The 11,703-nt window shown below is 46.7% G+C and carries 10 protein-coding genes; all 10 read left to right on the top strand.

The genetic code is table 11. The features are described 5' to 3' along the window. Positions 1 to 77 precede the first annotated feature (77 nt). The 10 genes from SB24_RS01495 (at position 78) to ribF (ending at position 11,645) form a co-directional block, all read left to right on the top strand. Positions 78 to 4,391 (top strand): PolC-type DNA polymerase III, encoded by a 4,314-nt coding sequence (locus SB24_RS01495; protein WP_015417483.1) that lies wholly within the window; start codon positions 78 to 80, stop codon positions 4,389 to 4,391. A gap of 239 nt (positions 4,392 to 4,630) precedes the next feature. Further along, entirely contained in the window at positions 4,631 to 5,101 is a 471-nt protein-coding gene (gene rimP, locus SB24_RS01490) for a ribosome maturation factor RimP (protein WP_007409801.1), read from the top strand. 39 nt (positions 5,102 to 5,140) lie between these two features. Then, on the top strand, positions 5,141 to 6,262 hold the full coding sequence (nusA, locus tag SB24_RS01485; RefSeq protein WP_003154195.1) for a transcription termination factor NusA: 1,122 nt from the start codon (positions 5,141 to 5,143) through the stop codon (positions 6,260 to 6,262). 13 nt (positions 6,263 to 6,275) lie between these two features. Continuing rightward, on the top strand, positions 6,276 to 6,551 hold the full coding sequence (rulR, locus tag SB24_RS01480) for a glucose-induced regulator RulR (RefSeq protein WP_003154193.1): 276 nt from the start codon (positions 6,276 to 6,278) through the stop codon (positions 6,549 to 6,551). A 1-nt stretch (position 6,552) separates the two neighbouring features. Next, the gene (locus SB24_RS01475; RefSeq protein WP_003154192.1) at positions 6,553 to 6,855 is read left to right on the top strand and encodes a YlxQ family RNA-binding protein; all 303 of its coding nucleotides are present in this window, start codon (positions 6,553 to 6,555) and stop codon (positions 6,853 to 6,855) included. Between the two features lie 19 nt (positions 6,856 to 6,874). Then, complete coding sequence (gene infB / locus SB24_RS01470; protein WP_007611462.1) at positions 6,875 to 9,025, top strand: translation initiation factor IF-2; 2,151 nt, start codon at positions 6,875 to 6,877, stop codon at positions 9,023 to 9,025. Further along, positions 9,022 to 9,300: a DUF503 domain-containing protein gene (locus SB24_RS01465; protein WP_003154188.1), complete on the top strand. Its 279-nt coding sequence runs from the start codon at positions 9,022 to 9,024 to the stop codon at positions 9,298 to 9,300. Before infB ends, SB24_RS01465 begins: the two co-directional genes overlap by 4 nt. Before the next feature lie 16 nt (positions 9,301 to 9,316). Then, positions 9,317 to 9,670, top strand: a complete 354-nt coding sequence (gene rbfA / locus SB24_RS01460; RefSeq protein WP_003154185.1) for a 30S ribosome-binding factor RbfA — start codon at positions 9,317 to 9,319, stop codon at positions 9,668 to 9,670. An 84-nt stretch (positions 9,671 to 9,754) separates the two neighbouring features. Continuing rightward, the gene (truB, locus tag SB24_RS01455; protein WP_039251490.1) at positions 9,755 to 10,684 is read left to right on the top strand and encodes a tRNA pseudouridine(55) synthase TruB; all 930 of its coding nucleotides are present in this window, start codon (positions 9,755 to 9,757) and stop codon (positions 10,682 to 10,684) included. A gap of 19 nt (positions 10,685 to 10,703) precedes the next feature. Beyond that, positions 10,704 to 11,645 carry a bifunctional riboflavin kinase/FAD synthetase gene (ribF, locus tag SB24_RS01450; RefSeq protein ID WP_039251488.1) on the top strand — a complete coding sequence of 314 codons (942 nt, stop codon included), beginning with the start codon at positions 10,704 to 10,706 and terminating at the stop codon, positions 11,643 to 11,645. Positions 11,646 to 11,703 lie beyond the last annotated feature (58 nt).

Genomic DNA, 11,703 nt, shown 5'->3' with positions numbered 1-11,703 from the left:
TAGAGAAAAAAGAAGGTACCTCATCACCTGCGGAGGTACCTTCACTTATGATGTTTTAAGGGAGGGATACTGTCTGAATGGAACAGTTATCAGTAAACAGAAGACAGTTTCAGATTCTTCTGCAGCAGCTTAATATGACAGATGATACCTTCATGACATACTTTGAAGACGGAGAGATTGATAAACTGACAATCCATAAAGCAGAAAAAGCCTGGCATTTCCAATTTCGCTTTAAGGCTCTTTTGCCGTATCAAATATATGATTCATTCATGATGAGGTTAACACAATCGTTTGCTCACATCGCCCGTGTCACATCGTCTGTTCAGGTCATCGACCCTACAGTGACAGAGGAGCTTGTACAGGATTATTGGACACGCTGTATTGAAGAGCTTGAAGGAACCTCGCCGCCGATGGTGGCTCTTTTGAATCAGCAGAAGCCGAAGCTCAAGGGAAACAAACTGATCGTGAAAACAAAAACAGATACAGAAGCATCTGCGCTCAAAAATAAATACAGCGCACTGATTCAGCACAGCTACCGCCAATTCGGCTTTCCGGAACTGCAGCTGGATACCGAAATTTTCGTATCTGACCAAGAAGTCCAGAAATTCCGCGAGCAAAAGCTTGCTGAAGATCAGGAGCGGGCGATGCAGGCGCTTATCGAGATGGAGAAGAAGGAAAAAGAGGGCGATGAGGATCAGGCACCGTCCGGACCGCTTGTCATCGGCTATCAAATTAAAGAGAACGAAGAAATCCGGACGCTTGACAGCATCATGGATGAAGAAAGAAGAATTACGGTGCAGGGGTTTGTGTTTGATGCTGAAACACGCGAGCTGAAAAGCGGACGCACGCTCTGCATTTTCAAAATCACGGACTATACAAACAGCATTTTAGTAAAAATGTTCGCCAGAGAAAAAGAAGACGCCGCTTTGATGAAAACGCTGAAAAAAGGCATGTGGGTGAAGGCGCGGGGAAGCATTCAAAACGATACATTCGTTAGAGACCTCGTCATGATTGCAAATGACGTGAATGAAATAAAAGCCAAAACCCGTGAAGACACCGCTCCTGAAGGCGAAAAACGGGTTGAGCTTCATCTGCATTCTCCGATGAGCCAAATGGATGCTGTAACGGGCATCGGAAAGCTTGTCGAACAGGCGAAAAAATGGGGACATGAAGCGATTGCGTTAACTGATCATGCCGTTGTGCAGTCTTTCCCGGATGCCTATTCCGCCGCGAAAAAACACGGCATTAAAATGATTTACGGAATGGAAGCCAATATCGTAGATGACGGCGTTCCGATCGCATACAATCCAGCTCACCGTCTCCTGGAAGAAGACACATACGTTGTCTTTGACGTTGAAACGACAGGTCTGTCCGCAGTGTATGACACCATCATTGAGCTTGCCGCAGTCAAAATAAGAGGCGGAGAAATTATCGATAAATTCGAAGCGTTCGCCAATCCGCACCATCCGCTGTCAGCAACGACGATAGAGCTTACCGGGATTACGGACGACATGGTCCGCGACGCTCCCGATGTCGTTGACGTCGTCCGGGATTTTAAAGAATGGATCGGCGATGACGTGCTTGTGGCTCATAACGCCAGCTTTGATATGGGATTTTTAAATGTGGCGTACAAGCGTCTTTTGAAAACGGAAAAAGCGAAAAATCCGGTCATTGATACGCTGGAACTCGCGCGTTTCCTGTATCCTGAGTTTAAAAATCACCGCTTAAATACGTTATGTAAGAAGTTTGATATCGAATTAACCCAGCATCACCGAGCGGTTTTTGACGCTGAAGCAACGGGCTACCTGCTGTTGAAAATGCTCAAAGATGCCGCTGAAAAAGATATTTTTTATCATGATCAGCTGAATGAGAATATGGGACAATCCAATGCTTATCAGAGATCAAGACCTTATCACGCTACATTGCTTGCCGTAAATGAGACCGGCCTTAAAAATCTGTTTAAGCTCGTGTCCATTTCTCATATTCAATATTTCTACAGAGTGCCGCGCATTCCGAGGTCGCAGCTTAATAAATACAGAGAAGGTCTGTTAATCGGCTCTGCCTGTGACAGGGGTGAGGTCTTTGAAGGCATGATGCAAAAATCTCCTGAAGAGGTTGAAGATATCGCATCCTTCTATGATTATCTTGAAGTGCAGCCGCCGGAAGTATACAGACACCTTCTGCAGCTTGAGCTCGTCCGGGATGAAAAAGCGCTGAAAGAAATCATCGCCAACATTACGAAGCTCGGAGAAAAATTGAATAAGCCGGTCGTGGCTACGGGAAATGTCCACTATTTAAACGATGAGGATAAAATTTACCGGAAGATCTTAATATCTTCCCAAGGCGGCGCCAACCCGTTAAACAGACACGAACTGCCTAAAGTGCACTTCAGAACGACAGATGAAATGCTGGAGGCTTTCTCCTTTCTGGGTGCGGAAAAAGCGAAAGAAATCGTGGTTGACAATACGCAGAAAGTCGCTTCGATGGTCGATGAGATCAAACCGATCAAAGACGATCTGTACACGCCGAAAATTGACGGGGCTGATGAAGAAATCCGTGAAATGAGCTATCAGCGCGCCAGAAGCATTTACGGTGAAGAGCTTCCCGAAATTGTGGAAGCGAGAATAGAAAAAGAATTAAAAAGTATCATCGGTCATGGGTTCGCCGTTATTTATCTCATCTCTCATAAGCTTGTAAAACGGTCTCTGGATGACGGTTATCTCGTCGGCTCCCGGGGGTCCGTCGGTTCATCGCTTGTGGCGACCTTAACGGAAATCACTGAAGTGAACCCGCTCGCTCCGCACTATGTGTGCCCGAGCTGCCGATATTCCGAATTCTTTAATGACGGATCAGTCGGTTCCGGTTTTGACCTGCCGGATAAAAGCTGCCCGTCTTGCGGCACACCTTTGAAAAAGGACGGGCATGATATCCCGTTTGAAACGTTCTTAGGCTTTAAAGGTGACAAAGTACCCGATATCGACTTGAACTTCTCAGGTGAGTATCAGCCGCATGCCCATAACTACACGAAAGTATTGTTCGGTGAAGATAACGTGTATCGCGCTGGAACGATCGGCACCGTCGCGGAAAAGACGGCTTACGGATATGTGAAAGGCTATGCGGGCGACCACAACCTGCACATGCGCGGCGCGGAGATCGACCGTCTGGTGCAAGGCTGCACCGGGGTTAAGAGAACGACCGGCCAGCACCCGGGGGGGATTATCGTTGTCCCGGATTACATGGATATTTACGATTTTTCACCGATACAATTCCCGGCAGATGCGACGGGGTCTGAATGGAAAACGACTCATTTTGACTTCCACTCCATTCATGACAACCTGCTGAAGCTTGATATATTAGGGCACGATGATCCGACCGTCATCCGGATGCTCCAGGATTTAAGCGGAATTGATCCGAAGACGATTCCGACAGATGATCCGGAAGTTATGAAGATTTTCCAAGGTACAGAATCGCTCGGCGTTACTGAAGAGCAGATCGGCTGTAAAACGGGGACGCTCGGCATTCCTGAATTCGGGACGCGATTTGTGCGGCAGATGCTTGAGGATACGAAGCCGACTACGTTCTCCGAGCTTGTCCAGATTTCCGGGCTTTCTCACGGAACGGACGTATGGCTCGGCAATGCGCAGGAACTGATACACAACAATACGTGTGAACTGAGCGAAGTGATCGGCTGCCGTGATGACATTATGGTTTACTTGATCTATCAGGGCCTTGAGCCTTCACTGGCCTTTAAAATCATGGAATTCGTCCGTAAAGGCAAAGGCCTGACGCCGGAATGGGAAGAAGAAATGAAAAAGAACAATGTGCCGAACTGGTATATTGATTCATGTAAAAAAATCAAATACATGTTCCCGAAAGCCCACGCCGCCGCATACGTGCTGATGGCGGTGCGGATTGCCTATTTTAAAGTACATCACGCGCTTTTATATTATGCTGCGTATTTTACCGTCCGCGCAGATGACTTTGACATTGATACAATGATTAAAGGCTCGACCGCCATCAGAGCGGTGATGGATGATATCAGCTCTAAAGGGCTTGATGCTTCGCCGAAGGAGAAAAACCTCCTTACCGTGTTAGAGCTTGCGCTTGAAATGTGTGAGCGCGGCTATTCCTTCCAGAAGGTCGATCTATACCGTTCGAGCGCTTCGGAATTTATCATTGACGGCAACAGTCTCATCCCGCCGTTCAACTCAATTCCGGGACTCGGAACCAACGCCGCTCTCAATATTGTGAAAGCGCGGAAAGAAGGGGAGTTCCTTTCAAAAGAGGATCTTCAAAAACGAGGAAAAGTGTCAAAAACCATTTTAGAGTATTTAGACCGTCACGGCTGTCTTGAGTCGCTTCCGGACCAAAATCAGCTGTCTCTGTTTTAAGCTTTGTGCACAGCCTCCGAGCGGAGTTTGATTTGCATTAAATATATGGTTATGGTATAGTTTTATTGGAAATGCTAACGATTACCGAGGCAAAGAGTGGGGAAACCCGCTCTTTTGTATTGAACAGGCAATTTTGCCTCGACATGTCCATCGTTTTCTCAATGCCCCTGCTCTTTTGAAGCAGGGTTTTTATGCAGAGGAACGGCTGATATGATATCGACAGCACAAGGAGGAAAAACATGAGCAAAAAAGTGACTGATACCGTTCAAGAAATGGCTCAGCCCATACTGGATGACCTTCAGCTTGAACTCGTAGACATTGAATTTGTCAAAGAGGGTCAAAACTGGTTCCTTCGCGTGTTTATTGATTCCGAGAACGGTGTTGATATTGAGGAGTGCGCCAAAGTCAGCGAAGCGTTAAGCGAAAAGCTGGATGAGGCCGATCCGATCACCCAGAACTACTTTCTTGAAGTATCTTCTCCTGGAGCCGAGCGTCCATTAAAGAAAAAAGCCGACTTCGAAAAATCACTGGGCAAAAATGTGTACATGAAAACGTACGAACCGATTGACGGTTTAAAAGTGTTTGAAGGCAAATTGGCTGAATTCGATGGACAAACTGTTACAATAGAGATGACGGTCAAAACAAGAAAGAAACGGGTCAATATTCCGTATGAAAAAATAGCTAACGCAAGATTAGCTGTAACATTTTAATGAATGAAGTATTAGTGTTTAAGGGGGGAGACCGCTAACATGAGCAGTGAACTATTAGATGCTCTCACTATTCTTGAAAAAGAAAAAGGCATCAGTAAAGACATTATCATCGAAGCAATTGAAGCTGCCTTAATTTCCGCGTATAAGCGAAATTTTAACCAGGCGCAAAACGTACGGGTCGATCTGAACCGTGAGACGGGCACGATCCGCGTGTTCGCAAGAAAGGATGTCGTAGACGAGGTATACGATTCAAGACTTGAAATCTCGCTTGACGACGCCCAGCACATCCATCCGAACTACCTTGTCGGAGATGTCGTTGAAATAGAAGTAACGCCGAAAGACTTCGGCCGCATTGCTGCGCAGACGGCGAAACAAGTGGTGACGCAGCGTGTCCGTGAAGCTGAGCGCGGCGTGATTTACTCAGAATTTATCGATCGTGAAGAAGACATCATGACGGGAATTGTACAGCGCTTAGACAGCAAGTTTATTTACGTGTCTCTCGGCAAGATTGAAGCGCTGCTGCCCGTCAATGAACAAATGCCGAATGAGAGCTATAAACCGCACGATCGGATTAAAGTATTTATCACAAAGGTCGAAAAAACGACAAAAGGGCCTCAGATCTATGTATCAAGAACGCATCCTGGTCTGTTGAAGCGTCTTTTTGAAATCGAAGTGCCGGAAATTTATGACGGAACGGTCGAACTGAAATCCGTTGCCAGAGAAGCGGGCGACCGCTCTAAAATCTCCGTCCGCACTGATGATCCTGACGTTGATCCGGTCGGTTCATGCGTCGGTCCTAAAGGCCAGCGCGTGCAGGCGATCGTCAATGAACTGAAAGGCGAAAAAATTGATATCGTCAACTGGTCTGACGATCCGGTTGAATTTGTTGCCAATGCGCTCAGCCCGTCTAAAGTGCTGGATGTCATCGTCAGCGAAGAAGAAAAAGCCACGACTGTCATCGTTCCTGATTACCAGCTTTCTCTGGCAATCGGAAAAAGAGGGCAAAACGCCCGCTTAGCTGCGAAACTGACAGGCTGGAAAATCGATATCAAAAGTGAAACGGATGCAAGAGACCTTGGCATCTATCCGAGAGAGCATGAAGAAGATGACGATTTAGAGCCGCTCTTTATGGAGCCTGAAACAGCCGAATCGGATGAATAAGAGGTGACTTTAGGTGAATAAGCGAAAAAAAATTCCTCTGCGCAAATGCGTGGTAACGGGGGAAATGAAGCCTAAAAAGGAACTGATCCGAATTGTCCGTTCTAAAGAAGGAGAGATTTCAGTCGATCCGACCGGAAAGAAGAACGGGCGGGGTGCCTATATCACCCTTGAGAAAGAATGCATCTTAGCTGCGAAAAAGAAAAACACATTGCAAAATCAATTTCAATCACAAATCGATGACCAGATTTTCGAAGAATTGCTGGAACTGGCGGAAAAGGTGAAAAAATAACATGTCTGGAATGGAATGGTTTCCCTTGCTGGGTCTGGCCAATCGAGCTCGTAAGGTCGTGTCGGGCGAGGACTTGGTTATAAAAGAAATTAGAAATGCGCGTGCAAAACTTGTTCTGCTGACAGAAGATGCATCTGCGAATACTGCAAAAAAAGTATCCGATAAATGCAATTATTATAAAGTGCCTTATAAAAAAGTCGAAAGCCGCGCTGATCTCGGCCGCTCTATCGGCAAGGAATCACGTGTCGTTGTCGCCGTCACTGACCAAGGTTTTGCGAATAAGCTGATCAGCTTGCTCGATTAATATTTTTGGGGGTGAACGAATGGCTAAAATGAGAGTTTACGAATATGCAAAAGCCATCAATGTTTCAAGTAAGGAAATTTTGACTGCGCTGAAAAACATGGATATAGTAGTAAATAACCATATGGCAATGCTTGAAGAAAAGACCATTAAGCAGCTTGATGCGAAATTTAAAAAAGGCGGCGCCGGCGTTACATCTCAGAAGCCTGCGGAAACGAACAAAAACAAGCCGCAAGGGATTAATCAGCAGCCTGCTGGGAATCAACCAAACAAAATTCGAGACGGAAAGAAGAATGACGTGCAGAATAATCAATTTAACAAAAACAAGAAGAATAACAACAACAACAAAAACAAAAACAAACGCAATCATAACAACAAAAATCAGTATCAGCAAAAACCGCTGAAGCCGAAAAAAGAGCTTCCTGAGAAAATTACGTTTTCCGGCTCTTTAACAGTCGGAGCTTTAGCCGAGGAACTGGGCAAAGAGCCGTCTGAACTCATTAAAAAATTGATGCTTCTGGGCGTAATGGCTACCATTAACCAGGAGCTTGACAAAGACACAATCGAACTGATCGCATCTGAATACGGTGTAGAAACAGAAGAAGTGATTGTGCTTGAAGAAACTGAGCTTGAAAAATATGAAGAGGCTGACAAAGAAGAAGATCTTCAAATCCGTCCGCCTGTCGTGACGATCATGGGCCACGTTGACCACGGGAAAACGACCCTCCTTGACAGCATCAGAAAAACAAAAGTTGTTGAAGGTGAAGCCGGCGGAATCACCCAGCATATCGGGGCTTACCAGATCGAAGAAAACGGCAAAAAAATCACGTTCTTAGATACTCCGGGACACGCGGCGTTCACAACAATGCGTGCGCGCGGTGCGGAAGTAACTGATATTACCATTTTAGTCGTAGCGGCTGATGACGGCGTTATGCCGCAGACAGTCGAAGCCATCAACCATGCGAAAGCGGCTGAGGTTCCGATTATCGTTGCCGTGAATAAAGTGGATAAAGAAAGCGCGAACCCTGACCGTGTCATGCAGGAGCTGACTGAATACGGACTCGTTCCTGAAGCATGGGGAGGAGAAACGATTTTCGTTCCTCTGTCCGCTCTTACAGGCAAGGGAATTGACGAGCTTGTCGAAATGATTCTGCTTGTCAGTGAAGTGGAAGAGCTGAAAGCCAATCCGAACCGTCAGGCAAAAGGAACGGTTATTGAAGCTGAGCTCGATAAAGGAAGAGGATCTGTCGCGACACTTCTCGTTCAAACGGGAACATTGAATGTCGGAGATCCGATCGTTGTCGGAAATACATTCGGCCGCGTGCGGGCCATGGTCAATGATCTCGGCCGCCGCGTGAAAACAGCCGGACCGTCCACACCTGTAGAAATCACGGGCTTAAACGACGTACCGCAGGCTGGCGATCAATTCCTCGTCTTTAAAGACGAAAAAACAGCCCGTTCTGTCGGTGAAGCACGCGCTTCCAAGCAACTGGAAGAACAGCGCAGCGACAAAGCGAAGCTGAGCCTCGATGATCTGTTTGAACAAATTAAACAAGGCGATGTCAAAGACATCAATTTAATCGTAAAAGCTGACGTTCAAGGTTCAGCCGAAGCGTTAACAGCCGCTCTTCAAAAAATTGAAGTAGAAGGCGTAAAAGTGAAAATCATTCACACAGGCGTCGGTGCGATTACGGAATCAGACATCATTCTCGCATCTGCTTCAAATGCAATCGTTATCGGGTTTAATGTGCGCCCAGACGGAAATGCTAAGAGCACGGCTGAAGCTGAAAATGTAGATATCCGTCTTCACCGTATCATTTACAAAGTCATCGAAGAAATTGAAGCGGCGATGAAAGGAATGCTTGATCCTGAATACGAAGAAAAAGTCATCGGTCAGGTTGAAGTGCGCCAAACATTCAAAGTGTCGAAAATCGGCACGATTGCCGGCGGATATGTAACAGACGGCCACATTACACGTGACAGCGGACTCCGCCTGATCCGTGACGGCGTCGTTATCTTCGAAGGCGAAGTAGACGTTCTGAAACGCTTCAAAGATGATGTGAAAGAAGTTTCACAAGGATATGAATGTGGTATTACAATTAAGAAATACAATGACATTCGCGAAGGCGACATCATTGAAGCGTATGTCATGCAGGAAATCGAAAGAAAGTGATCGGATTTGCGGAATGTGAATGCATCATTTATGATGCGGGATCATTAAAGGAGAAACGAGCCGTTCTGAAGCGGATTATAACGAGGGTTCAGAATAAGTTCAACGTGTCGGCCGCAGAAATCGGCTATCAGGACACTTGGCAGCGGACCAGCTTCGGAATCGCCGTCGTCTCCTCCTCTCACGTTCAGGCGGAAAAGGAGATCCAGCGCGTACTCGCGTTTATTGACTCCTTTCCCGAAATAGAACGGACGATCACTAGAACAGAGTGGTTTTAACTTAGAGGTGATTGAATTGAGTATGAGAGCAAACCGTGTCGGCGAGCAGATGAAAAAAGAGCTCGGGGATATTATCAGCCGAAAGCTGAAAGACCCGAGAATCGGATTTCTCACTGTAACAGACGTACGCGTTTCAGGTGATTTACAAATAGCGAAGGTGTATATCTCCGTTCTCGGCGGAGAGAAAAAGAAAGAGGAGGCGCTGAAAGGGCTTGAGAAAGCGAAAGGGTTTATCCGTTCCGAAATCGGCAGCCGAATCAGACTCCGCAAAACGCCTGAGCTTGAATTTGAATTTGATGAATCAATTGAGTACGGCAATCGTATTGAAACATTGATTCACGAACTGCATTCAGATAAACCGTCTGAATAACAAGGAAAGAGGATGGGCGAGTGTCGTCTGTCCTCTTTTCTGCGTTTTACGGGATACAATTGATAACAAAGGAGCGAAAGACATATGGTTAACGGAGTTCTCCTTTTACATAAACCGGTCGGCATGACTTCTCACGACTGTGTAATGAAAATAAGAAAACTGTTAAAAACAAAGAAAGTCGGACATACGGGGACGCTTGATCCGGAAGTGTCAGGCGTACTGCCGATCTGTGTCGGACGGGCCACAAAGATTGTTGAGTACGTCACCGACAAGTCAAAAACGTACGATGCTGAGATCACTCTCGGTTTCTCCACATCGACCGAAGACCAGACGGGAGAAACGGTCAGCGTAAAACCTGTCAAGGAGCCGCTGAAAGAAGCGGATATCAAAGCCGTTTTAGACGAACTGAAGGGACCGCAGGAGCAAGTGCCGCCGATGTATTCCGCTGTAAAGGTTAACGGGAAAAAGCTCTATGAATACGCCAGAGCCGGTATTGAAGTGGAGCGGCCGAAGCGGAATATCACGATTGAAGATATCGCGCTCACTTCCCCTGTCACTTATAAAGAAGACACAGCATCATTCCGCTTTACAGTCACGTGCTCAAAGGGCACTTACGTGAGAACATTGGCGGTGACAATCGGTGAAAAACTCGGCTATCCCGCGCATATGTCGCATCTCATCCGCACCGCTTCCGGCGATTTCAGCCTTGATGAGTGTTTCACATTTGAGGAACTTGAACAGCAGGTTTCAGACGGAACGGTTGCAGAGCATGCCGTGCCGATCGATAGAGCGCTCAATCATTTGCCGAAATGGGTCATAAGTGATACATTAGCTAAGAAAGCTGAAAACGGGTCAGTGTTTGACATCCCGGGGGAATTTTCTGCAATGACAGCTGACGCCCGTATAGCGGTCTGTACTGAAGACGGAGAATGTGTGGCCATTTATATGCCGCATCCTTCAAAAAAAGGACTGCTGAAACCGGCTAAAGTGCTCATGCAAAAAAGCGAACAATAAGAAAAAAGGTGACCGTTCTGTGAAGACGATACATATTTCTCATCCGCATCATTTACAAAAAGAAGAGCAGCCGGCGTCTGTTATGGCGCTCGGCTACTTTGACGGCGTTCATTTGGGACACCGGAAAGTAATCGGAACAGCCAGACAAATTGCCGAAGAAAAAGGCCTGTCGCTGGCCGTTATGACGTTTCATCCCCACCCTTCCCATGTGTTGGGCAGGGACAAAGAGCCAAAGGATCTGATTACGCCGCTTGAAGATAAAATCAGCCAGATCGGGCGTTTAGGCGCTGATGTGCTGTATGTCGTAAAGTTTGATGAAGCGTTTGCGTCTCTGTCTCCAAAACAGTTTGCTGAGGAGTATATTTTAGGGTTAAATGCGCGGCACGCTGTGGGAGGCTTCGATTTTACGTACGGAAAATACGGAAAAGGCACGATGGAGACGCTGCCGGACGATTTAAACGGCAAGGCCGGATGCACGACTGTCGAGAAACAGACCGAGCAGGACAGAAAGATCAGCTCCACTTATATCCGGTCAGCGCTGCAGGATGGTGACGTTGAACTTGCGCACACTCTTCTCGGCCAGCCGTATTTTGTCCGGGGCACTGTGATTCACGGAGATAAAAGAGGCCGCACCATCGGTTTTCCGACCGCGAATGTCGGCCTGCACAACAGCTATATCGTGCCGCCGACAGGCGTGTATGCAGTGAAAGCCGAAATAAAAGGCGAGGTGTTTGAAGGCGTCTGCAACATCGGCTACAAACCGACCTTTTATGAAAAGCGTCCCGATCAGCCGTCAATTGAAGTACATTTGTTTAATTTTCAGCAGGATGTATACGGAGAAGACGTTAAAATCGAGTGGTACAAACGAATCCGAAGCGAACGGAAATTTAACGGCATCGATGAACTGACGGCTCAGATCGGGAAAGACAAGCAAGAAGCGATCCGTTTTTTCAGCAAATAACGGAAAAAACATCAAAAGTACACAAATTTTCTTCTAAAAGATTTGCATATGGGCGCGA

The organism is Bacillus sp. Pc3, assembly GCF_000815145.1.
Taxonomy (GTDB): domain Bacteria; phylum Bacillota; class Bacilli; order Bacillales; family Bacillaceae; genus Bacillus; species Bacillus velezensis.
This window is presented reverse-complemented; position numbering and strand designations above follow the sequence as displayed.

Excerpts from the sequence above, each read along its gene's own strand:
- SB24_RS01495 (WP_015417483.1), top strand. The coding sequence starts at position 78 with ATGGAACAGTTATCAGTAAACAGAAGACAGTTTCAGATTCTTCTGCAG.
- SB24_RS01475 (WP_003154192.1), top strand. The coding sequence starts at position 6,553 with ATGTCTGGAATGGAATGGTTTCCCTTGCTGGGTCTGGCCAATCGAGCT.
- truB (WP_039251490.1), top strand. The coding sequence starts at position 9,755 with ATGGTTAACGGAGTTCTCCTTTTACATAAACCGGTCGGCATGACTTCT.
- rimP (WP_007409801.1), top strand. The coding sequence starts at position 4,631 with ATGAGCAAAAAAGTGACTGATACCGTTCAAGAAATGGCTCAGCCCATA.
- infB (WP_007611462.1), top strand. The coding sequence starts at position 6,875 with ATGGCTAAAATGAGAGTTTACGAATATGCAAAAGCCATCAATGTTTCA.
- nusA (WP_003154195.1), top strand. The coding sequence starts at position 5,141 with ATGAGCAGTGAACTATTAGATGCTCTCACTATTCTTGAAAAAGAAAAA.